Origin of the sequence: Campylobacter showae (genome assembly GCF_900573985.1) — a bacterium.
In the GTDB taxonomy this organism is placed as follows: Bacteria; Campylobacterota; Campylobacteria; order Campylobacterales; family Campylobacteraceae; genus Campylobacter_A; species Campylobacter_A showae_E.
Genome location: NZ_UWOK01000001.1, coordinates 383,220 through 407,038, shown reverse-complemented (window position 1 = coordinate 407,038; position 23,819 = coordinate 383,220). Strand labels below are relative to the sequence as shown.

The window sequence follows — 23,819 nt, the reverse complement described above, 5'->3', positions numbered from 1 at the left end:
ATGATAGAAGCGATAGTTTTTCTTTTTCTTTGGGTTTTGGCGCTTTTTGGCGGATATAAATTCGTCCATTTTAACATCAAGCACGTCGAGAAAAACGACGACAAATACTTTGGAAATTTGCGCGAATAAGCGCTGATCCGTAAATCTCGTTCTACTTAAATTTTAGCTTTTGTCGCTATAATGAGGCTAAAATTTTAAGGAGAACGAGATGTTTGACTTCACTTTTCACAACCCCGTAAAAATCGAATTCGGCAGAGGCAAAGAGCGAAATATCGGGCTTTATATGTGCGAATTTAACGCTAAAAGAACCCTACTTATCTACGGCAGCGACCGTATCAAAAAAGACGGACTCTTTGACAAGGTTACGGCAAGCCTAAAAGAAAACGGCATAGAGTTTATAGAACTTGGCGGCGTAGTTAGCAACCCCGTGCTAAGCAAAGTTTACAAAGGCATCGAGCTAGCTAGGAGATTTAACGCCGACAGCGTGCTAAGCGTAGGCGGAGGCTCCTGTCTAGATAGCGCCAAAGCCATCGCCGCGGGCGCGCTGTACGAGGGCGACGTGTGGGACTTTTTCACAGGCAAAGACCCGAGCCGCGCACTAAAAATCTTTGACATCATCACTCTTGCGGCGACGGGCAGCGAGATGAACTCGGGTGCGGTCGTGACAAACGAAGCTACAAAACAAAAATTCGCCATCCACGGCGACGTGCTATATCCGCTAGTCTCAGTCGTAAACCCGCAGCTGCAAGCAAGCGTTAGCCGCGAGTACCTAGTCTACTCCGCTGCCGATATCATCGCGCACAGCATCGAGGGATACTTCACGGCTAAAGTGCAACCTGACATCATCAATCTCTACATCGAAGCCAACATCAAAACCGTGATGAAAACGACCGAAATTTTACTAGCTGACCCCGATAACTACGACGCCAGAGCCGAGTTTGCCTGGGCGGCGACGATGGCGCTAAACGGCCTAACCTACGTCGGTACGCACGGCTACTCCTACCCGAACCACATGCTCGAGCACGCCATGAGCGCGGTCGTAAACTGCGCGCACGGAGCGGGCCTAGCGGTCATAATGCCTGCGTGGATGAAGTGGTATAAGAGCCGAAATTTGGGCGCATTCGAGCGTTTTGCGCGCGAGATTTTCGGCGTAAATTCAGCCGATGAGGGCATCGCCGCCTTTAAAGCGTGGCTTAGTAAAATCGGCGCTCCAGTTAGCCTAAAGGTCGTCGGCATAGAGGACGAAACGCTAGAGGAAGTCGTAAATTTAGCCCACGACTACGCGGTAAACTGGCGCAAAGATAAGCTATACACGAAGGAAAATATCAAAGAGATTTTTGAGCTGGCAAACTAGATAAATTTGAAGATATAGTTAAAATTTGATGTTACATAAAATTGGCATCAAATTTTAACAGTATTTTGTTTAATTTATAATATTTTTCTCCGAAATCCAAAATCTGTAATCATCTATTTTGCTTTTATTTTGATCTTTTGATACGACTTCTAGCCAATATCTGCCGTCTGATTTTACTTTTACTAGGATGTTTTTAAATTTTACCGTCGAACTTGACATTTCGTCAGATATGCAGGTATATTTTATAAAATTTATATCTTCATTTGGCTTATCTTTGCATTTAATGTTCTCTAAATTTATATACCCAGGGATATTCTCTCTTTTGATGTCAAGATCGGTTTGATAGTTGCCTATGCCGGCAATTCGCACGAATGCTCCGCTTAAAAATATCATAATAAGTATTGTAAAAATAATCCCTAATACAAAGGTGAATTTATAATCTAATAAGCTACTAAACAATGTCAAAAATCGCATAAAAATAATCCATACATATAATAATATTGTTATAAATACCATAAATGTATCATTATAATTATAGTACACTATCAATAGTATAAATAAATCAGTTATAAAAATTAAGCAAAAAGATAAAATACAACTACTAGGTTCTTTCTTGTCGCTTTTTTTGAATGTATACACGAATGTGAATATTGTTAAAATAGGGTACATGGAAACCAAACAATTCATAGCAGATTCTGTATTTAAAGATAGCCACTTGATGGACGTTATTTTATCGACGATAAAAGGAGCAAGAGCCATAATTACAAATAACAATATATTTATAGCCATAAATATAAATTTAGAAAAACCAGGATTGCCGCTAAAAGCTCTAAATAAAAAGATATTTTGCGAAACATAGAAAAATAAAAAATATAATCCATAAATTAAACCTATAAAGGCAGCTATAACTAAAGACATGGGCATACTATCTAATGAAATGTCTGGAGTTTTTGCTATTTTTATAAAATATGGCACGCAAAACAAAGTACCGAGAAATACCAGATTTAGTATGGAAAATACTTTATGTTTTATCAAAAATTTTATCGTATTTCTTAAATCATACTCCATAGTATTTATAGAGTGTTTTTTTAAAAAGTCTTTGTACTCAGGCTTATTGCAAGCTTTTGTTCCCATTCTCTCATACGCATTATATATAGATTTTTCAGTTTTTAGAAAATCTATATATAATCTATTGCATTTTTCCTTATCTATCGACACTTTTTGAGATTTTATTATTATATCTTCACTTTTCAGTAGTCTTTCAAGTCCGGTTTTTATATACAGTTTATCACTTTGTAAATCACTGATGTACTTGAGCTCTTGTTCTATATCCGATAGGTCTTTTTCAGTAAAATATCTCTCTAACATTAATTTTCTACGCCTCCAAAATCGCTCCGTTGCTAGCATTTGTTACAAGCTTGCGATACATTCGCAGCCAGCGAAACGGCAGAGGCTTTTCGATCGGCTTAAATTTAGCTCTGCGCTTGGTGATCTCGGCTTCGCTTAGACGCACGTTGATCGCGTATGTGTCCACGTCGATGTCGATGATATCGCCGTCCTCTAACAGTCCGATCATGCCGCCCTCGGCAGCTTCGGGACTCACGTGTCCGATACTTAGCCCTCTAGTAGCGCCGCTAAACCTGCCGTCCGTGATTAGCGCCACGTCCGCGCCCAGCCCTCGCCCCATGATTAGGCTCGTAGGGCTTAGCATCTCCTGCATACCCGGGCCTCCGCGCGGCCCTTCGTAGCGGATGACGACCACGTCGCCTTTGTTTACCTTGCCGTTTGAGATGCCCTCTATCGCCTCGTCTTGGCTGTTAAAGCACACGGCCTTGCCGCTAAATTTGCGTTCGCCGATGATGCCCGCGGTCTTGATGACGCAGCCCTGCTCGGCTAAATTTCCAAACAAAATCGCCAGCCCGCCGACCTGCGAGTAGGCGTTTTCGACCTTACGGATGACCGATTCGTCTTTTATGGCGCTAGCTCCGACACGCTCGCCTAGGCTCTCGCCCGTGACCGTTAGCGCGTCTAGACCAAGTAGCCCGTTGTCGCGGCGCGAAATTTCATTTATCACGGCGCTTAGACCGCCCGCAGAGTCGATGTCCTCCATATGCACGTTTGGTAGGCTCGGGCTGATTTTAGCGATGTGCGCGATCTTGCGGCTGATCTCGTTAAGTCCCGCGATCTGTAAATTTACCCCAGCTTCGCGCGCGATAGCTAGGATGTGCAGCACGGTGTTGCTGCTACCGCCCATCGCCATATCGACGACTAGGGCGTTTTGGATCGATTTTTCGTTCACGATGTTGCGGATTTTGTATTTTTCATCGAGCGCTATCTGGCAGATGCGACGTCCCGCCTGCCTGATAAGCTCCTCGCGCTCAGGAGTTAGGGCTGGCACCGTGCCGTTGCCTTTTAGCGCGATACCCATCGCTTCGCACAGCGTATTCATCGAGTTTGCCGTAAACATCCCCGAGCAGCTGCCGCCGCTTGGACAGGCTTTGCACTCGATCTCTTTTAGCTCCTCGGCGCTGATCTCTTTGGTTTCAAATTTACCCACTGCCTCAAACGCCGTGGATAGGTCGATCGGCTCGCCCTTTTTGGTGTAGCCCTTTTTCATCGGGCCGCCGCTAACAAAAACCGTCGGCACGTTCACGCGAAGCGCGCCCATCACCATGCCGGGCACGATTTTATCGCAGTTTGGCATACACACAAGACCGTCCAGGGCGTGCGCATTCATAACCGTTTCGATCGAGTTTGCGATGAGCTCGCGGCTAGGCAGGCTATAGAGCATCCCGCTGTGCCCCATTGCGATGCCGTCGTCCACGCCGATGCAGTTAAACTCAAACGGCACGCAGCCGTTTTTGCGGATCTCGTCTTTTAAAATTTCGGAGTATTTGTTGAGGAAAAAGTGCCCGGGGATAATCTCTATGAAGCTATTTGCCACGCCGATAAATGGCTTTTCAAAGTCCTCGTCCTTTAACCCAGTCGCTCTTAGCAAGCTTCTGTGCGGCGCGCGCGTATAGCCTTTTTTGATGATGTCGCTTCTCAAATTTGATCCTTTTAGTGGAATTTGGGCGATTTTATCGAATTTAGCTTTAAAAAGCTTAATTTAAATCAAATTTGAGTATATTTAAACTCTTTTAAAATAAGGGTAAAAATGCTTTTTAACTCATTTGCGTTTATAGTTTTTTTCTTACCGATTACTTTTGGAGTTTATTTTGTTTTAAATAAACTCAAATTCGTTCAACTCAGTATCTTTTGGCTCACGGCCGCTTCGCTATTTTTTTATGGATATTGGAATTTTATTTATATCCCGCTTATTTTAGGTTCGATTACGTTTAACTTCTACGTCGGTCATCTACTTTGCGCCCATCCCTCCCGCAAAAAGCTTATTTTATGGGCGGGCGTCGCGGCAAATTTAGCCTTGCTGGCCTACTACAAATATACCGACTTTTTGATAGAAAATTTTAACGGAATTTTCGGCGCCGACATACCGCTTCACCACGTTATTTTACCTCTTGGCATCAGCTTTTTTACCTTTACGCAAATAGCGTTTCTAGTAGACTGTTATCACGAAAAAGTAAAAGAGCCCAGTTTTCTTCGCTACGCTCTTTTCGTGACGTATTTTCCGCATCTTTTAGCCGGTCCTATCATACACCACGCCGAGATGATGCCGCAGTTTGCAAATTTACGTTTAAAGCGCATAAACTATAAAAATTTAAGCATCGGACTTTTTTTATTTTCGATCGGGCTTTTTAAAAAGGTCGTAGTGGCCGATTTTTTCGCTAGGTTTGCCCTTCACGGTTTTGACGTTTACCCTACGCTTAGTATGAGTGAGGCGTGGATCACGAGCATTAGTTATACGTTTCAGCTGTATTTTGACTTTAGCGGTTACACCGATATGGCCATCGGCATTTCATATATGTTTAACATTATCCTGCCGTTAAATTTCAACTCCCCTTACAAAGCGCTAAATATCCAAGACTTTTGGCACAGATGGCATATGACGCTTTCGAGATTTTTACGCGACTACATCTACATCCCGCTAGGCGGCAACCGCAGAGGCGAATACCGTACCTACGCCAACGTTTTTGCGGTGTTTTTGCTAGGCGGACTCTGGCACGGAGCGGGCTGGATGTTTATCATCTGGGGAGCGTTACACGGGTTTGCGATGATGATCTGCAGATTTTACGGCGCGCATTTTCGCCCGATGAATAAATTTCTAGCTTGGTTTATAACGTTTAACTTTATAAATATCACTTGGATATTTTTCCGTGCTAGAGACCTAGATAGCGCGATGAAAGTGCTAAAAGGCATGTTTGATTTTAGCTCGGTTAAGATAAATTTTAACTACTTAGAGTACATAAGCAACTCTCTGGGATACAATCAAATAAATTTTATGGAAACACCGCAAATAGCCATGGGTACGTTCTGCGCTATTATGGGTATTACGCTTTTGGTTACGATTTTTGGGCGAAACTCGAACGAAATGGCCGCTAGAGCAAAATTTGGCTTTCTTACCGCGCTGTTTACGGCATTTTTGCTTGCTTTGGTTTTTGCGATTAACTCCGGCGCGCAGGAGTCGCCGTTTTTGTACTTTAACTTTTAGGATTAAATTTGAAAAAATATAAAATTTTTCTTTTGACGCTTCCTATTTTGACGCTAGTTATGATCGCGTTTTATATGGCGTTTGCGATGTTTCTCATCAGGGTTTCATCGGCTCATCACTACGCGTATAAAAACTACCTCATCTCAAACACGACCGAACAAAACCGTATCATCGTCGAAAGCGGCTCAAACTCCTATCACGGTATCAACTCCCAGATGCTTGAAAAGCACTTTGGCAAGCTAGTTATAAATTTAGCCGATCACGGCGGTTATCCGCTACGCCACAGACTCTACCGAGCGGCCAAACTAGCGCATAAAGGAGATATTTTTATCCTGCCTTTGGAGTACAGGTACTACATCAACGATGTTCCGCCCGATACTTATTACTACGGACTTTTTTTTGAAATTCACCATTTTTACGACTATCTGCCGTTTTTTGAAAAGCTAAAAACTATATCGCAAATCCCGTTTCAAGCATTTATAAACGCGGCAATAAGAGACTATAAAGAAATAGCGGCGTTTGAGATAAATTTCGATAACTTTATCAACAAAAAGCCTCAAGCCGTGCACGATTTTTCGCCGGATTTTAGAAACGGCGAACGCGGCGATTATAAATACATCGGCAAAGTAGAAGAAGCCAAAGACACGCAGATGCCGTGCCAAAAATACATATTTTTTACTGATTTTTCAGGCGGCAAAATCGGTATAAGCGATATTTTCAAAGAAAATTTAAATTTTATGAAAAAACTTGAGCGCGAAAAAGGGATCAAATTTATCTTTACCTACCCGGCTGTCGCAGGCGACGACTGCTACGATCTAAACTACCCGCACGCCGCGGATAATCAAAAATTTTTAAAAGACGTAAAAAAACTCATCGAAGATAACGGCTTTGAGATGATCGGCGATTATAAAGATAGCTATTTTCCGCGTAAATTTCTGCACGATACGTGGTTTCATCTAGTGCCCGAGGCCAGAGATATGCGCACGCAAAAGCTAATCGAAAATCTCGAAAAGTCAAAATACGCAAAAGAGCTACACGCGAAGTAAAATTTAATATTTGCTAGCGAGCGTAAATTTGAGTTTTTGGTTTATGGCTAGATCAAATTTGAGTAATTTTTACTAACCGCTATAATTTTTCGAACTAGAATTTAAAGTAAATTTAACACAGGTTTTTGAAATAGGAAACCCAAATTTGACGTAGAAAAATATGTAAATTTGAGCCCGAAAGCTCAAATTTAAGCTCAATGTAGAGATTGCTTTGCGCTTATAAAAGGCTAGAGCGATTCTGGTCACTCTAGCCTAACGAAGATAAAATCAATCCGCTACTTTCATCGCGCCGCCCGCGCCCAAACCGCCTTTTACGGTTTGCATTTTGTAGTTTCTGACGGCTTCTATTAGGTTATTCATCGAGTCGGTGAAGGCTGCTACTATGACTTTGCCCTCAGGCGTGTTGGCATAGGCTCCTAGCGATCCGCCGGCTTTGCTGCCAAATAGTCCTCCAAGTCCTGCAAAGTCCGTATTCCTAGCGCTTCCCTCGGCTGCCGCTAACTGTACGCCCGAGCGATTTTCGATTAGCGTTAGAACAGTACTTACGTCGCTTGTGCTAAACCCGCCGGCTACGGTACCTGCAACCGAGCCGAAAAATGCGCCGACAACGCCGCCTAGTCCGCTAGTATTGCTCTCGCTAAATGTTATCGTAGGAGTTAAGGTATAGTCCGCGGCGACCATCTGACCTTTTTTGAAATTTGAGTTCTTTCTAAGCTCGCCCGACTCCATCAACGCGCGCTCTTCTAACATTTGGTTAAATGCCTTGCTACGCTCGACGACTACGAAGCAGTTTGACTGCTGAGCTAGGAGCCTAAGAACCGGGATAGTAGATGTTAGTTTGTACTGCCCGGTTACGACGGAGTACCAGTCGCTATTTCTATCCTCATAAATCGTAACCGTACCCATAGACTCGGTACATCTGGTTAGTCCAGAGTTAGTATTGTGCGCGCTTGAACCCGCAGCTGAGCCAGTAGCCGTCGTTTTAGCCCCAGGCGATCCCATACTCATCGACGACATACAACCCGTCAAAAGAAAAGGCAAAGCCAAAGTCGCAATCTTCGATGCGTTAAAAAACGATTTTTTCATTTATAACTCCTTAGATAAATTTACAAAATTGTAATATATTTGCGCTAAAAATTTACTTTATTTTAAATTTGATGTTATAAAATGATTTAGAAATAACCAGAAAGGATTTAACATGAAAAAACTTGTTTTAATCGCTCTTTTTACAGCGTTTTGTTTAAATTTGGCAAACGCTTACGACCGTTATTCAAACGAATCTTTAATAGTCATCCCGGATAACAGCTACAAATACAAAAAACGCCGCCACCGAGATAGATACGACGACGACGTAGTGATATATATGGACCCTCCGTACGGCGGCTACAAACAAACCGACCGAGGCAGAGACTATCGCGACAAACTAGTCGATCAGTACATAAAAAACAATAACATAAAAAAAGGCGGCTCGAGCAAATCGGACGACCGAAGCTACGAGAGAGGCTATGACGACGGATATGATGACGGATACCGCGACAGACGCGATGATTATTACTATTCGCCTCGCCCGCAAGTAGGCATCCGCGTTAGATAAATTTGACGCCCGTTCGCCGCTAGTCGTCAAATTTGACCGGCGGCGAAATTTGATTTACGAATTTGATTTACAAAAAGGAAAATAATGCTAACCAATCCCGTCGTGATCAGTATCCTCGTGATGACTGTGCTTTGTTTGTTAAGGTTTAACATCCTGCTTTCCATCCTCGTCTCCGCCCTAGTCGCGGGTCTCATCTATCACGGCGGATTTGCCGGCGTAGGGGCGTTTTTCGACGCGCTAACAGCTACCACATCAACGCTGATAACGGGCATGAAGGGCAACCTAGAAACCTCGCTCAGCTACATCCTGCTCGGCGCTCTCGCAGCCGCGATAGCCAACACAAACCTAACCGCGATCCTCATAAACGCCGTTAGCAAGGCTCTAGCAAAAACTAGCACCTATTTTGCTCTGATAATCGCCGCGATTGCGTGCTTTTCGCAAAATTTGATCCCGGTTCACATCGCTTTTATCCCGATTCTCATCCCACCGCTTTTGCCGCTGATGAACCGCCTAGGCATCGACCGCCGAGCCGTCGCGTGCGCGCTAACTTTCGGACTAGAGGCGCCGTACGTGAGCCTTAGCGTTGGTTTTGGACTTATTTTTCACGGTATCATCAAAAAAGAGCTCGCAAACAACGGCGTAGAGGTGCAGATGAGCGAGATCTCAAGCGTAATGTGGATCGGTGGCCTTTCTATGCTAGTGGGCTTGCTTTTAGCCGTTTTCGTCTTTTACCGCAAAAAACGCGACTACGCGCACACCAAATTTGAAACAAGCGAAGAGCAAGAGGCGCAGTTGGCCGCAAGCCTAAAAATGACGAAAAAAGAGTGGGCGGTGCTTGGCGGCGCGGTTGCGGCGTTTGGAGTGCAAATTTATACCGAGAGTATGCCGCTTGGCGCGCTTTTAGGACTGTTAGTTATGGTCATTTTCGGCGGTATCGAGTACCGTAAAATCGACAAAATCATGGACAGCGGCCTAGCGATGATGGGCTTTATCGCATTTATCATGCTCGTTGCCGCGGGCTTTGGCTCGGTTTTACGCGAGAGTGGCGGTATCGAGCAGCTAGTGAGCTTTGCTAGCGCGGTCGCAGGCGGCAAAATAGGCGGCGCGATACTGATGCTGGCTATCGGCTTGCTCGTTACTATGGGTATCGGCACGAGCTTTGGCACGATACCGATCATCGCGGCGATCTACGTGCCGTTTTCGCTTTCGCTGGGATTTTCTCCGGCGGCTATCATCCTGCTAGTTGGTATCGCGGCGGCTCTGGGCGATGCGGGCAGCCCTGCTAGCGACAGTACACTAGGGCCTACGAGCGGTCTAAATGCCGACGGCCAGCACAACCACATATATGATACGTGCGTGCCGACTTTTATATTCTTTAATATACCGCTACTAATCGGCGGCGTTATCGGAGCGATGATTCTCTGATCTAGTCTCGTCTTTTGAGTGCTTTTTGCGGAGTTTGCTAAAATTTTGCTCGGCAGACCATATGTCTAGCCTATGCAAAATTTTAGCCGCACAGCCCCAAAAATCATCTCAAAATACTTCGCCTTAACTTTTTCTGCTTAAATTTGAAGTAAATTTACAAATTTTAACTCATATACTCTTTTTCGCTACTACCTTCGCAAATACTAAACTAAAATCAAATTTAAATTTGGAACGTCTTTTGCTTAAGTCATCTTAAAATTCACTTTTCAAAAAGGATAAAGCTATGATGAGATCACTTTGGTCGGGCGTTACGGGACTACAAGCTCACCAGATCGCTATGGATGTTGAGGGTAACAACATCGCTAACGTCAACACAGTCGGATTTAAATACAACCGTGCAAATTTCGACGACCTTATCTACCAAACTTCGCGTATCGCCACCGCACCGCAAAATCAACACGGCGGCGTAAATAACATGGAAGTTGGCCTCGGCACGCAGATAAACTCCACTACGAGGATTTTTAAGCAAGGCTCGCTGCAAACCACCGACAAACAAACCGATATCGCGCTTCAAGGCGATGGATTTTTCATGGTGAGCTCAGACGGCGGCAAAACCACCTACTACACCAGAAACGGCGACTTTTCAAGAGACAGCGAAGGTAACTTCGTCGATAACGGCGGAAATATCGTGCAAGGCTGGATGAGGGACGAGGAAACGGGAGAGATAGATCCTACTAGACCTATCGGCGATATAAAGATTCCAGTCGGCCTAACCGTGCCTGCTCGCGCTACAACAAACATCGCGCTAAAAGGAAACTTGGACAGCGGTAACGACGTAGGAAATAAAAAGATACCTATCTATAAGCTAGATCAGCATCACAACTGGGTTGATCTCAATAACGACGGCGCAAGAACTGCCAACGAAATACACGATGAAAATAACGTCGGAGAAAATAGATTCTACGTAAATAGGAACGGCGAACAAAGGATGACGGAGCGCGGAGCCGATTTGGGAGTATTGTTTAATAGCAACGGCGATGCATATAACCTAAGAGACGCCCAGGGAACCGGCGGACAAGGCATATGGGCTAGCTATGCAGACGCCAAAACCAATGCGCTAGATTTAGGTGCGGCTGCAGACGGTACTTTTGCTACCCCTCCAGCCCCAGGCAAAAATCTTAACATAACTTTAAATGGGCAGAATATAACCGGTACTAATATAATGACCATAGGTCAATTAGCAGCTCTAATAAACGGAAAATATAGCGAAACCGGCGTAGAAGCAAGCGTAACAAACGGTAATAAGCTAGTTCTAACAAATAGGAACAATATTGGAACTACAGTCAATACAAAAAATATAAAAATGACTGTAAATAATCCTGCTGATTGGACAGGAACAGATTTTGTCAATACTAAAATAATAACCGCATATCAGTATGTTTACAATAAAACTAATGTGGCCGCTACGCATACTTATGATGATGCGCATGAAAGAGAAGTAACAACAACTGAGGACTTGCGTGAAGCTATGCAAGAGGATGCTAGAAAATTTACAAACTATACCCATGAGCAAAACCCAACTACTCTAGCTGCGACCAATGATAACAACGGCGTAGAAGTAACGGTAAACGAACACGGTCAATATCAATTTAAAAATCCTAGCGCTGCAGGCGCCAAGGATATGAATATCTCTGTAACCGGTTTAACGAACGCTACTAAAAACGTAACGGAAAACGTCAAATTTACCGCATCTATGGCGCCAATTTCAGGATCTTTAAGCGCAGGCGGTTCAACTAGGGTAACCGATAGCCTAAACATGGCCGCTCATAGCTCTAGCACCGATCTTTACGATAGCTTAGGTACGAAGCATAATATAAAAATGGACTTCGTAAAACGCGGTTACACAGAAAACGGCGGAACCGAGTGGACGATGGTTATCCAAGTAGCCGAACCAAACTCTATAAATACGGTCGAGCCTAGAAACGTAGTAACAGGTTACGTGAGATTTAACCCGGACGGCTCGCTAGCGACGTATAGTCCTGCCAGTATCACTTTCGGCGCGCAAAACGGTTCGGCTATCGGCCAGCACATCGAGCTAAAATTCGGTACTACGCAGACCACCGACGGACTAACGAGCACCGATAATAACTCAAGCACCGCTGATATCAGCCAAGACGGCTACGCTAGCGGCGAGCTAAACGGTATCAGGATAGATCAAAGCGGAACGCTAGTAGGATCATTTACGAACGGTAGAAGCCTAGGACTAGCGCAAGTGGGCGTAGCTAAATTTGCAAACAATCAAGGCTTAGCCGGCGAAGGCGGAAACCTCTTCTCACGCACGGCAAACTCCGGCGATCCTATCATCGGCGCTGCTCAAACGGCCGGACGCGGTAAGATCTCAGCCTCAAGCCTAGAGATGAGTAACGTCGATCTATCTCGCTCGCTAACTCAGCTCATCGTCGTACAGCGCGGCTTCCAAGCCAACTCAAAGACGATCACCACGAGCGACGAAATGCTAAACACGCTGCTTCAATTAAAATAATTTTACCTCATCGGCTCTCTTTTTGAGAGCCGAATTTATCTTTTTATAATTATTCTATCATTATAATCACATTATGAATTACGAATGGAATTTGATCAAAGAACGGCTAAATGTCGCAAAGCACGGGGTCGATTTTGAAGAAGCTAAAAGCGTATTTGCCGACGAATTTGCGTTAGTGCTTTTTGACGAAGATCATTCAAACGATGAAGAAAGATTTTTAATTTTAGGCATGAGTCAAAAGGAGAGAATTTTACTCGTCGTACATTGTTACCGCGAAAACGATACGATCAGAATAATCTCTTCAAGAAAAGCAACAAAAAGCGAAGCCAAACAATATAAGGAGCGAAAATGAAAAAAGAATACGACTTCTCAAAAGCGATAAAAAATCCGTATGTAGACAAGCAGTTAAAAAAGCAAATTTCGATGAATATAAATGCCGATACAATAGAATATTTTAAAAATATGGCAAATAAAAAAGGCGTACCATACCAGACGCTCATTAATATTTTTTTAACCGACTGCATGAATAAAAAACTCGACATCGCAATCGTACAAGGGTAAATTTGCCCAACTATTGGATATAAAATCAAATTTTTATTGATTTTTAGCTAAATTTACCGCTAAATTTAGCTAAAAGAGTCAAAAATGCAAGTAACGCTTCTAAATTACACCCCGCTAAATATCTGCTCGCATGCGATCCGCACATGTTGGCAAAGCTTTGAAAAAGGCGACAACGGCGGAGAAAAAGACGTCGAGCTCATCGAGCGTGTCGGCAATAAATTTAAACACGCCAGCACGCTTGAGCACCTTTCCTACAACTTCTACATCCAAGGCATCTCGCGCGCCCTGCTACAAGAGCTAGCCCGTCACCGCGTAGCAAGCCTCAGCGTCAAATCAACGCGCTACACGCTAAAAGAGCTAAAAAAAGAGGCTAAATTTGAGCTTGGCGACTTTGAGCGGGCGGCGAGATTTATAGTATTAACGGGCGACGAAACGGTCGATAACGCAAGCATCAAAGCGCTAGAAAACCTGCGCGAAATCCTAGCAAATACGACAAAAAGCCTCGACATCGTCAAATACTGCCTGCCAGAGTGCTACAAAACCGAGCTCACGTGGAGCGTAAACGCGCGCAGTTTGCAAAATTTCCTCTCGCTTCGCAGCTCAAAATCAGCGCTTTGGGAGATCAGAAACCTCTCGCTAAAGCTTTACGAGTCGCTACCACAGGAGCATAAATTTATCTTTGAAGATCACGTAAATCAAGAATAATAAAGCGCTTTGTGCCGCCTCCAAGATAAAAGCAATGCTGTGTGAAAATTTAAGACGAAATTTAAGGAAAAATCAGGAGCGACAAAATGGGACTATTTGATATTTTTAAAAAGGATAAATTCAACGTCGACGTGCGCTCAGACGGCGTTTTCATCGGCGGCGTAAACTGCGGGTTTGATCTGGCTAAATTTAACGAAGCCTTGGGCCAGCCGCGCGTGATCGATGACGGAGATGGAAAAAGCCGCTATTTTTGGGATGAGGCGGGGATTTTCGCCTTCGTGCGCGCAGACGGGCGCGCAGGAGAGCTCGCAGAACCGAAGCTTTCCGAGATAATTTTGATGCTTGAGGTCGCAAAGGGCGTGCAGCACGAGGTTCCGCGCAAGCTCTACGGCGGCGCGTTCACGATAGATGGCAGGCCGCCGCTTGAGGCCGTACCCGAGCAGGAGCTGCGCGGCGCATATATATTTTTGGAGCTTAGCCTAGGTAAATTTGAAGTATCGCTAGCACTCGCGCAGGCCGTGCAGGAGCGTATAGGCGCGATGGACTTCGCCGAGCGCTTCGCTAAGCGCGACACCGACGAGATCGCAGACATCGTGCGAGCTGCGAAAATGCCGATAGGGCGCGTCTGTATCAATCAGAAAACGAAAAAGGTAAAACGAAAGCCGAGCGATAAATTTAAGCTTCCGCGCGCGGCCGGTGAGACGCTAGCGTTTAAAAATTTCAATTTCAAAATCGCCGTGATGAACGAGCTGATGTATGAAAAAGCCCTGCTACAGCCTAAATTTGACGTGTTTGAGTACTGCGAGGAGCGCGGCATCGATCCGTATGCGGACTTCGGCGCGCTGCCGCAAGCCAAAAAGTGGTTCAAGGACTATCCGGTCCCTGCGGATTTGGTGGAGCGGGTGAGCGAGCTCTATCTTGACGGCGGAAATGAAATTTACCTGCAAATCGCGCCTGATTGGGACGGCGAGGACGATCTTTTCGACATTAAAAACATCGATGCTGCCGAGCTTGTGCCCCTCAAAAATCTTAAAAAAATCGAAACGACCGGCATAGGCATATCCAAAAAGGCGCGAAAAGCCTGCGCGGATGCGGGGATCGAGGTAGTTGATTGAGCGCGGAGATAAATTTTCAAGCAATCAAATTTTGCGCTAAAAATGGGCAAAATTTGAAGCCAAAATTTAATAAATAACAATCAAAAATTTGAACTTATTTTAAGCGTAAATTATTCGCATGCGTTAGCGCGATAGCGATAGCGTCGGTGATGTCAAGCGGTTTGATCTCCTTTGTTATACCGAGAATTTTCTTAACCATAAAGGCCACCTGCTCTTTGTCGGCCTTGGCTTTGCCCGTGACCGTTTTTTTAACCTGAAGCGGCGTATACTCGGCAAAATCACCGTGAAGCTGTAAAATTTTAAGACTGAGCGCGCCTCGAAACTGCGCGAGCTTTAGAACCGTTTTTGGATTATAAGCGAAAAATATGTCCTCGATCGCCACTTCGTCAAATTTATGATTTTTAAAAATCAGGTCAAGTCCCTCGCAAAGTTCGGTGATTTGATACTGCAAAGAATTCAGTTTTATTTTGATTAGTCCCGCCTCGATCAAAATAGTTTTCACGGGCGTCTTTTCGACGATTGCATAGCCGCAATTTCGCGATCCCGGATCGATTCCTAAAATTTTCATCTCATCCTTTTCAACGGTTTTTCACGCTTTTTTCACGGCGTGAAAAACGAATTTCAACGCCATTTTAACAAATTTAAGATAAAATCTAGCGAATTAATCTTAAAGGCAAAAATTTGGTCGCAAACGAGGTTTTGGAGCTACTTTCCAAAGAAATTTTACCGTCGGAATTTGAATGCTACATCAAGCAGCTTAAATTTAACGAAAAAAGCTCAAATTCGACGAACGTCGTATTTAACGCGCCAAACGAGATTATCGCCAAATTTATCCAGACCAAATACGCCTCCAAAATCGCTCATCTTTTTGAAGTAAAAACTGGACAAAAGCCCGTAATCAACGTCCTAGCCGCGACCAAAACGCAAAGCAAACCGGCTAAAAAAGTGGACGTAAAAGAGATAAAAGCGCAAAGCAGCCTGCTAAATCCAAGCTACACTTTTGAAAATTTCGTCGTCGGCGACTCGAATCAATTTGCATTTTTAAGCGCGAAAGCCGTATCCGAGCAGCTGGGTAAAATTTACAATCCGCTTTTTATCTACGGCCCGACGGGACTTGGCAAAACTCACCTTTTGCAATCAGTCGGAAATTTTTGCCTAAACGGCGGCAAAATGGTTATTTGCGTCACGAGCGAGCAGTTTATAACGGATTTTACCTATAACCTCAACAACCACTCGATGGAGCGATTTCGCGAAAAGTACCGAAACTGCGACGTTTTACTCATCGACGACGTACAGTTTTTAGGCAAAACGGATAAAATCCAAGAAGAGTTTTTCCATACGTTTAACGAGCTTCACGCTAAAAACGGCCAGATCGTGATGACCTCGGACCGCCAGCCAAAGCTACTAAAAGGCTTTGAAGATAGGCTAAGAACGCGTTTTGAGTGGGGTATCATCGCCGATATCACGCCACCGGAGCTCGATACCAAAATCGCAATCATCAAGAAAAAGTGCGAATTTGATAAAATTTACCTCGACAAAGACGTCATAAACTATATCGCAACAAACATGGGCGACAACATTCGAGAAATCGAAAGCGCAATAATAAATTTAAACGCTTACGCAAGGCTCATGAGGCAGGAAATCACGCTAGAGTTTGCCAAAAATATCCTGCGCGATCAGATAAAAGAAAAACGCGAAAATATAAACCTAGAAAATATCGTTGAAATCGTGAGCAAAGAGCTAAATGTCAAACCAAGCGATATGAAAAGTAAATCCCGCTCGAAAAATATCGTCGAAGCTAGACGCATAGTGATATATCTGGCTAAAAATTTGACGCCAAACTCGATGCCGCAGATCGCACAATTTTTCAACATGAAAGATCACTCGGCAGTAAGCCACAGCATAAAAAAAATAAACGAACTAATAGAAACGAATGAATATTTTAAAGTTCGCGTCGAAGAACTAAAGAATAAAATTTTAACCAAAGAGTAAAAACGTGAATAAAAGTGAAAAAATAAACCGTTTTTTTAACGCCGCAAATGTCCTATTTAAAGCAAATAAAAGCAGTTTTAAACTTTTCACGCCCCCTACTAATGCTACTAAAAGAAATTTAAAAACAAAAGGAAAAAAATGAAAGTCGCGATTAATAAAAACGCTTTAGAAAGCATCGTAACAAATAGCAATTCTTACCTAGAGAAAAAAGATCTAAGCGCTATAACTTCGCATATATTTATCGGAGCTAAAGACGGTATCCTAAATATCAAAGCAACAGACCACGAGATCGGTCTAGCCTATAAACTCTCAAACGTCAAAATAATGGACGAAGGAAACGCTACTGCAAACGGTAAGAAATTACTTGACATCATAAGAAGCTTAAAAGACGAAGAAATCACACTAGAGACGGTAAATAACTACCTCTACATAAAACAAAAAAACTCAAAATATAAGCTTCCGATGTATAAATTTGAAGATTTTCCAAATTTCCCGACGATAGAAAATAAAAATAAATTTGAAGTCGATGCCGTAATGCTTGGACGAAGTTTAAAGAAAATTTTTACAAGCATCGACAATAATAACCCTAAATTTGAACTAAACGGCGCACTTATAGACATCAAGCAAAACTACATAAATATCGTCGGTACCGACACGAAAAGGCTTAGCGTATTTAGATTTGAAACGCCGACTCAAAGCGAATTTTCTTTGATAATCCCGAAAAAAGCCATTAGCGAAATTCAAAAGCTATTTTTTGATAAGATCGAAATTTACTACGACGATACGACCCTGATCGCTCAAAGTGCAAATTTCGAGTTTTTTACAAAGCTTATAAACGGCAGATTTCCTGACTACAACAGAGTAATCCCGCAAGAAATCAAACGAAGACTAAGACTAAGCAGAGATAAAATGGTAGAAGGCATCAAAACCGTCTCAATCATCTCTGAGAGCACGAAAATCGTATTTGCTCCTCAAACCATAAGCTTTGAAAGCATCGTAGAGGATAACTCTGAGGCTAAAACAACGATAGAATTTGCAACCGGACTAGAAGAAGAAATCTACGTCGGCGTGAAAAATAGATACTTGCTTGATTTCTTACAAAGCATCGAAGAGGAGCATTTCGAATTTGGATTTAACGACTCGAATTTAGCCTTTACGGTGAGCTCAAACGAGCTAAAAACGGTAATCATGCCGATAAATTTATAAAATAACAAAGGTAAATAATGCAGCAAAATTACGGCGCGGAAAATATTAAAGTTTTAAAAGGGCTTGAAGCGGTTAGAAAACGCCCCGGCATGTACATCGGCGATACTAACATAAGCGGCCTACATCACATGATCTACGAGGTCGTCGATAACTCAATAGATGAGGCGATGGCTGGCTACTGCGATACGATCGATATTGAGCTAACGCGCGAAGGCTCAGCGATAATCAGCGATAACGGACGCGGTATACCGGTAGATATGCACCCTACGGAGAAAATTTCAGCCGCAACGGTCGTTTTAACCGTACTTCATGCAGGCGGTAAATTTGATAAAGATACTTATAAGGTTTCAGGCGGTCTGCACGGCGTCGGCGTTAGCGTCGTAAATGCGCTTTCTAAAAAACTGGTCGTAAATATCAAACGCGACGGCAAACTACATAGACAAGAATTCTCAAAGGGTATTCCTCAAAGCGATCTTGAGGTTATCAAAAACACAAATAGAACTGGTACTCAGGTGGAGTTTTGGCCTGATGATAGCATTTTTGAGGTTACGGAATTTGACGATGAAATTTTAACCAAACGCTTTAGAGAACTAGCCTATCTAAACCCAAAAATCACGATAAATTTTAAAGATCAAAGAAACGGTAGAAGCGAGAGTTTTCACTATGAAGGCGGACTTGAAAGCTTCGTAACTGATTTAAATAAAAACGAAGCCGTAAGTAAAGCGGTATCTTTTAGCGGCGGCGAAGAGGACGTTTTGGTCGATTTTGCCTTGATGTACAACGACACTTATAGCGAAAATTTACTAAGCTTCGTAAATAACATCAAAACTCCTGACGGCGGTACGCATGAGGCGGGATTTCGCGCTGGTCTAACACGCGTGATAACAAACTACATCGCCGCAAACGCCGCAGCCCGCGAAAAAGATACAAAAATCACGGGCGAAGATATCCGCGAGGGCCTCATCGCAGTTATCAGCGTAAAGGTACCAGAGCCGCAGTTTGAGGGCCAAACTAAGGGAAAACTAGGCTCAAGCTACGTAAAACCGATCGTTCAAAAGATGGTTTTTGAGGTACTTAGTAAGTATTTTGAAGAAAATCCGATCGAAGCTCGTGCGATAATGGAAAAAGCGCTGATGGCGGCGCGCGGACGCGAAGCGGCGAAAAAAGCTCGCGATCTAACGCGTAAAAAAGAGGGTCTAAGTATAGGAACGCTGCCTGGTAAACTAGCCGACTGCCAGAGTAAAGATCCTACCATTAGCGAGCTTTATCTGGTGGAGGGCGACTCTGCGGGCGGCTCGGCTAAACAAGGACGAGATAGAGTGTTTCAGGCTATTTTGCCGTTAAAAGGTAAAATTTTAAACGTCGAAAAATCGCGCTTAGATAAAATTTTAAAATCAGACGAAATAAAAAACATGATAACCGCGCTAGGTTGCGGTATCGGCGACGAATTTGACGCTGAAAGGCTTCGCTACCACAAGATCATAATCATGACCGATGCCGACGTCGACGGTAGCCATATTCAGACGCTGCTTTTAACGTTTTTCTTTAGATTTTTGCATAAAGTCGTGGAAAACGGTCACATCTATCTAGCTCAGCCGCCTCTTTACCGCTATAAAAAGGGTAAAAAAGAGATTTATCTAAAAGACGAAAGAGCGCTCAATGAATTTCTAATAGAAACCGGCATCGAAGGGGTCGAGTTTGAAGGTATAGGAAATGCTGATCTTATAGACTTTTTAAAGATAGTCGCGGCTTACAGAAACGTGTTAAAAGAACTTGAAAAGCGATTTAGCGTGATTTCCGCGGTTAGATATATGATCGAAAATCCTGATATCGTTTCAAAAAACTACGGCGAAATTTATGAAATTTTGAAAAATTATTTAGAGGCGCAGGGACACAATATCCTAAACTCATACGTCAGCGAAGAAGAAGCTAGAATTTACGTACAAACCGAAAGCGGCCTAGAAGAGCTTTTGGTAAATGAAAATTTGTTTACAAATCCGCTTTACGAAGAGGCACTTTATATCAGCCAAAAAATAAAAGAGCGCGGTATCGAGCTAAAAGGCGACGTGATAGACGTACTAGACGAGATCGAAAAAAATGCCAAAAAAGGCGCCTATATACAGCGCTATAAAGGCCTTGGTGAGATGAATCCAGAACAGCTGTGGGAAACGACGATGAATCCAGAAAATCGTCGTTTGCTAAAAATAAACATAAACGATGCCGTAAGCGCGTCGGATACGTTTAATCTATTTATGGGCGATGAGGTCGAACCGCGAAGAAACTACATACAAGAGCACGCAAAAGACGTGAAACATTTGGACGTGTAAAATGCTAAAATCAGAACTAAAAGAACGATCAAACAGGTTTAAAACCGCGCTTGAAATCTCTTCTATTTTTATTTTAAGCGTTATCATTTTGATGTATATTTTCGTTAAAAAAGATCAAATAGATTTTGACGTCAATGACATCATTTTGATCACTATTTTGGTTCTATGTCAAGTTTATTTTACGGCTTATAAAATTTATCAAAGCTTTCAAACGAGCGTACTCGATCAAGTAACAAAAGCCTATAATAGAGACGAAATTTTAAGACTTTTATCAAAGCAAGCTTCTAAATTTAAAGGCAAAAGCGGCGGCAATATGCTAATGCTAAAGATAGAAAATTTAAACGATATAAACGAGCGTTATAGCTTTGTTAGCACCGATATTTTGCTAAAACGACTAGTCGAGCGGCTGGAAAAATTTCTAAACGAAAAAGTGTCTAAAAACACTCTCATCGGTAGATATTCAAACGAATATTTTCTGATCTTTTGCGAGAGTAAAAGCACCGAGCTCATCCACCTTTTAAACGTTTTTGAAAAGAGCATTTTGAGCGACGGAATCTACAATATCGAGCTAAAGATCAAATTTGACGCTATAGACATAAATCACTCGGCAAGCCTCAAAAACTCGGTCTCATATCTCATCCAAAAGCTAAACGAGAGCGATAGCGAAGATAAAGTGGATATCACGGACGATCTTGAAAAAGACGTATGTAACTGCATCGATATGCAAAGATTTATCTTTCAAACTCAGCTCGTAAAAAGCCTTCGCTTCGGGCAAAATTTAAAAAATATCATCGTAAAAGTCTATACCGATAAGCAAGGTCTCGTCTCAAAAGCAAAAGTGCAAAATATCGCGAACAAAAACGGCTATGAGGTGCTTTTTGACATAAACGTCATCAAAAAGCTATCCGAGCTTAAATTTAAAGACGAAGATCCGATCGTGGTCGAAATTTCGTCGGTTTCGATTAGAAATTTAAAATTTACGAATTTTATAAAAGAGTTCGTACAGCTAGGTAAAATCGATCCAAATCGCGTTATTTTCGAGTTTAGCGAGAAGTTGGTATACGACGAGATAAATAGATTTAGAGAAATTTTAACGGAGTATAAAAATCTAGGTTTCCGATTTGCGCTTAATAAATTCGGCGGCAACAACGCGGGCTTTGAATATTTTAAATATTTGCCGATAGATTTTGTTATCTACGACATCGAATTTAACAAAAATATCAAAAACGACAAATTTAAAACGCTTTTTGAAAATCTAAATTTGACCGCAAAAAGAGTAGGCGTAAAATCCATCGTGAGATTTGTGGAGGACGACGAGTTTTACAACATCGCGGAGCGCTATCAGACCGACTTCGCGCAGGGCTTTTTCATAGAGAAGCCAAAAGAAATTTAAAGGAAAAAAATGCAAGAAAATGAGGTCGTAGAGCCAAAATACGGCGAGAAAATAATAAACGAATTTGACGTAGAAAAAGACCTGGAAATCTGGGAAAATAAGCACGAGCGCGACTATAAGATCAAGATCACGTTACCGGAGTTTTGCTGCCTATGCCCGCGCTCTGGGTATCCAGACTTTGCTACAATTTATCTCGAGTACGTGCCGGCTAAATTCGTCGTCGAGCTAAAAGCTATCAAACTCTATATCAACAGTTTTATGACGCGCAACATCAGCCACGAAGATAGCATAAACGAAATTTACGAAGTTTTAGAGCGAAAGCTAGCTCCAAAATGGATGAAAATCACGGGCGACTTTAACCCTCGCGGCAACGTCCATACGGTGATCGAAATTTGCTCGGACGAGATAATCAAAAAAACGCAAGAGCAAAGCTTTGAAGCGCCGAAATTTGAGAAATTTACGAGAGATAGCGAGCGAAGTTTCGATAGAAGCGGTTACGGCGGACGCGAGTCTAAATTTAGCAAAGACGGCTCTCGCGGTAAGAGTTTCGGAGCCGATAGAAGAGATACAAAAACCGGTGATAGAAAACCTCGCGCGAGTAGTAAAGATAAATTTGACGATAAACCGCGAAGATCGGGCAGCAAAGACGGCTTTAAAAAGCCTGAATTTGCCGGCGAAAAGCGTGCCCGCGTCGTGAAAAAATCATCGGAAGATAAATGATAAGCGCGCAGCTGATCGAGCACATCTTTAAGGCCGCGTCCATCTCGCGCTGGAATGACTATCCAAAGATGACGAATTTAGTTGAGCTTGATAAGCAGGCCCATAAATTTATCATCGCGTATTTTATCGCAAAGCTCGAGCACGGCGCCAATATGAACTACATCATCGAGGCCGGTATTTTCGAGTTTCTCGCGCGAGTCGTGGTCACGGATATACGCCCCGATGTGTTTCATCAGATGCAAAAAACCAAAAACGAGCAGATAAACGCCTGGGTATTAACGATCCTAGAAGGGCTCGTAAAAGACGTCGAGGACGGTAAATTTTTAGAACGGATGCGCCGCTATCTCACGCACAAAGACAAAGCTCACGCCAAAGAGCGCCTGATCCTAAAGGCCGCTAGCTATCTCGCGACGCGCTGGGAGTTTTCGATCGTTTATCAAACGAGCAAATTTTTAAGCGACATAGACGAGCTAAAAGCGCGCGTGGAGGAGGAGCTGGAGGATTACTACGAGCTAATAGGCGTGCGTAAAATCGTGATGAATCAAAAGCTAGCCAAGCTAGTAGATCTAGCCGGCAGACTGCGCTTTCAAAAGCGCTGGGCGCAGACGCCGCGTATACCTGAAACGGCGGTTCTAGGCCATATGTTAGTCGTGGCGATTTTGAGTTATTTTTACTCGCTTGAGGTTAAGGCCTGCAAATCAAGGCTAGAAAATAACTTCTTTTGCGCGCTCTTTCACGATCTGCCAGAGTCGTTAACGCGCGATATCATTAGCCCCGTAAAATACGGTATCGAAGGGCTAAACGAGATAATCAGCGAATACGAAATGCGCCTGATAGACGAGAAAATTTTGCCTTTCGTGCCTGAAAATTTTAGAGACGAGTTTAGTTACATCCTCGGCATCCGTATGGAAAATGGCAAATTTATCAAAAACGAGTTTGAAAATAGGGTCTGCGAGAAAAAGCCTCTGCATCACGAAGGCACGATGGAAAACGTAAATGAGGATAAATTTAACGCCATCGACGGCAAAGCGCTTAAATTTTGCGACAAGCTCGCGGCTTTTTTCGAGGCTGGGATATCGATCAGCTATGGCGTAAAGTCAAACGAACTAACCGAAGGCTTTAATAATATGGATAAATTTTTTCAGAAAAATCAGAGCTTGGACGGAGTGAATTTCTTAAAAGTTTGCGTTGATTTTAAGGAGCATTTTTCGCTTTTGCAGGTTTAAAAAA

Annotated in this window: 21 protein-coding genes; 17 read left to right on the top strand and 4 right to left on the bottom strand. The window is 43.1% G+C overall.

Going from position 1 to position 23,819, the window contains the following annotated elements; all coding sequences use genetic code 11:
• Together EE116_RS12980 and EE116_RS02125 are read left to right on the top strand one after the other, a co-directional pair.
• Entirely contained in the window at positions 1 to 129 is a 129-nt protein-coding gene (locus tag EE116_RS12980; protein WP_002943393.1) for a hypothetical protein, read from the top strand.
• A 79-nt stretch (positions 130 to 208) separates the two neighbouring features.
• Complete coding sequence (locus tag EE116_RS02125) at positions 209 to 1,354, top strand: iron-containing alcohol dehydrogenase (RefSeq protein ID WP_122873040.1); 1,146 nt, start codon at positions 209 to 211, stop codon at positions 1,352 to 1,354.
• A 69-nt stretch (positions 1,355 to 1,423) separates the two neighbouring features.
• On the opposite strand, the gene EE116_RS02120 is transcribed toward EE116_RS02125, so the two are convergent.
• The gene (locus tag EE116_RS02120) at positions 1,424 to 2,722 is read right to left on the bottom strand and encodes an ABC-2 transporter permease (protein ID WP_122873039.1); all 1,299 of its coding nucleotides are present in this window, start codon (positions 2,720 to 2,722) and stop codon (positions 1,424 to 1,426) included.
• Positions 2,723 to 2,729: 7 nt separating this feature from the next.
• On the bottom strand, positions 2,730 to 4,403 hold the full coding sequence (gene ilvD / locus EE116_RS02115; RefSeq protein WP_122873038.1) for a dihydroxy-acid dehydratase: 1,674 nt from the start codon (positions 4,401 to 4,403) through the stop codon (positions 2,730 to 2,732).
• Positions 4,404 to 4,511: 108 nt separating this feature from the next.
• On the opposite strand from ilvD, the gene EE116_RS02110 reads away from it, so the two are divergent.
• Both EE116_RS02110 and EE116_RS02105 read left to right on the top strand, forming a co-directional pair.
• Entirely contained in the window at positions 4,512 to 5,963 is a 1,452-nt protein-coding gene (locus EE116_RS02110; RefSeq protein ID WP_122873037.1) for an MBOAT family O-acyltransferase, read from the top strand.
• Positions 5,964 to 5,971: 8 nt separating this feature from the next.
• Complete coding sequence (locus tag EE116_RS02105; RefSeq protein WP_122873036.1) at positions 5,972 to 7,009, top strand: surface array protein; 1,038 nt, start codon at positions 5,972 to 5,974, stop codon at positions 7,007 to 7,009.
• A 267-nt stretch (positions 7,010 to 7,276) separates the two neighbouring features.
• On the opposite strand, the gene EE116_RS02100 is transcribed toward EE116_RS02105, so the two are convergent.
• Positions 7,277 to 8,095, bottom strand: coding sequence for a CsgG/HfaB family protein (locus EE116_RS02100; protein ID WP_122873035.1), 819 nt, complete (start codon positions 8,093 to 8,095; stop codon positions 7,277 to 7,279).
• A gap of 112 nt (positions 8,096 to 8,207) precedes the next feature.
• On the opposite strand from EE116_RS02100, the gene EE116_RS02095 reads away from it, so the two are divergent.
• The 7 genes from EE116_RS02095 (at position 8,208) to EE116_RS02065 (ending at position 14,951) form a co-directional block, all read left to right on the top strand.
• A complete protein-coding gene (locus EE116_RS02095) occupies positions 8,208 to 8,603 on the top strand; it encodes a hypothetical protein (RefSeq protein ID WP_009494763.1) in 396 nt (131 codons plus the stop codon).
• Positions 8,604 to 8,687: 84 nt separating this feature from the next.
• Positions 8,688 to 10,028, top strand: a complete 1,341-nt coding sequence (locus EE116_RS02090) for a Na+/H+ antiporter family protein (protein ID WP_122873034.1) — start codon at positions 8,688 to 8,690, stop codon at positions 10,026 to 10,028.
• Positions 10,029 to 10,311: 283 nt separating this feature from the next.
• On the top strand, positions 10,312 to 12,570 hold the full coding sequence (flgE, locus tag EE116_RS02085) for a flagellar hook protein FlgE (protein WP_122873033.1): 2,259 nt from the start codon (positions 10,312 to 10,314) through the stop codon (positions 12,568 to 12,570).
• Between the two features lie 73 nt (positions 12,571 to 12,643).
• On the top strand, positions 12,644 to 12,922 hold the full coding sequence (locus tag EE116_RS02080) for a BrnT family toxin (protein WP_122873032.1): 279 nt from the start codon (positions 12,644 to 12,646) through the stop codon (positions 12,920 to 12,922).
• Positions 12,919 to 13,131 (top strand): CopG family antitoxin, encoded by a 213-nt coding sequence (locus EE116_RS02075; RefSeq protein ID WP_122873031.1) that lies wholly within the window; start codon positions 12,919 to 12,921, stop codon positions 13,129 to 13,131. Before EE116_RS02080 ends, EE116_RS02075 begins: the two co-directional genes overlap by 4 nt.
• Before the next feature lie 84 nt (positions 13,132 to 13,215).
• The gene (gene thyX / locus EE116_RS02070) at positions 13,216 to 13,836 is read left to right on the top strand and encodes an FAD-dependent thymidylate synthase (protein ID WP_122873030.1); all 621 of its coding nucleotides are present in this window, start codon (positions 13,216 to 13,218) and stop codon (positions 13,834 to 13,836) included.
• 86 nt (positions 13,837 to 13,922) lie between these two features.
• Positions 13,923 to 14,951: a DUF6892 domain-containing protein gene (locus tag EE116_RS02065; RefSeq protein WP_122873029.1), complete on the top strand. Its 1,029-nt coding sequence runs from the start codon at positions 13,923 to 13,925 to the stop codon at positions 14,949 to 14,951.
• Positions 14,952 to 15,045: 94 nt separating this feature from the next.
• Here EE116_RS02065 and ruvC read toward each other — a convergent pair whose 3' ends face one another.
• Positions 15,046 to 15,519, bottom strand: coding sequence for a crossover junction endodeoxyribonuclease RuvC (gene ruvC / locus EE116_RS02060; protein ID WP_122873028.1), 474 nt, complete (start codon positions 15,517 to 15,519; stop codon positions 15,046 to 15,048).
• Positions 15,520 to 15,632: 113 nt separating this feature from the next.
• On the opposite strand from ruvC, the gene dnaA reads away from it, so the two are divergent.
• The 6 genes from dnaA to EE116_RS02030 all read left to right on the top strand — a co-directional run bounded on the left by dnaA (position 15,633) and on the right by EE116_RS02030 (position 23,815).
• Positions 15,633 to 16,943, top strand: a complete 1,311-nt coding sequence (gene dnaA, locus EE116_RS02055; RefSeq protein ID WP_009494753.1) for a chromosomal replication initiator protein DnaA — start codon at positions 15,633 to 15,635, stop codon at positions 16,941 to 16,943.
• 138 nt (positions 16,944 to 17,081) lie between these two features.
• Positions 17,082 to 18,149, top strand: a complete 1,068-nt coding sequence (gene dnaN / locus EE116_RS02050) for a DNA polymerase III subunit beta (protein ID WP_122873027.1) — start codon at positions 17,082 to 17,084, stop codon at positions 18,147 to 18,149.
• Between the two features lie 17 nt (positions 18,150 to 18,166).
• On the top strand, positions 18,167 to 20,476 hold the full coding sequence (gene gyrB / locus EE116_RS02045; protein ID WP_122873026.1) for a DNA topoisomerase (ATP-hydrolyzing) subunit B: 2,310 nt from the start codon (positions 18,167 to 18,169) through the stop codon (positions 20,474 to 20,476).
• 1 nt (position 20,477) lies between these two features.
• A complete protein-coding gene (locus EE116_RS02040) occupies positions 20,478 to 21,869 on the top strand; it encodes an EAL domain-containing protein (protein ID WP_122873025.1) in 1,392 nt (463 codons plus the stop codon).
• 9 nt (positions 21,870 to 21,878) lie between these two features.
• Positions 21,879 to 22,589, top strand: a complete 711-nt coding sequence (gene queF, locus EE116_RS02035; protein ID WP_122873024.1) for a preQ(1) synthase — start codon at positions 21,879 to 21,881, stop codon at positions 22,587 to 22,589.
• Positions 22,586 to 23,815, top strand: coding sequence for an HD domain-containing protein (locus EE116_RS02030; protein ID WP_122873023.1), 1,230 nt, complete (start codon positions 22,586 to 22,588; stop codon positions 23,813 to 23,815). Before queF ends, EE116_RS02030 begins: the two co-directional genes overlap by 4 nt.
• Positions 23,816 to 23,819 lie beyond the last annotated feature (4 nt).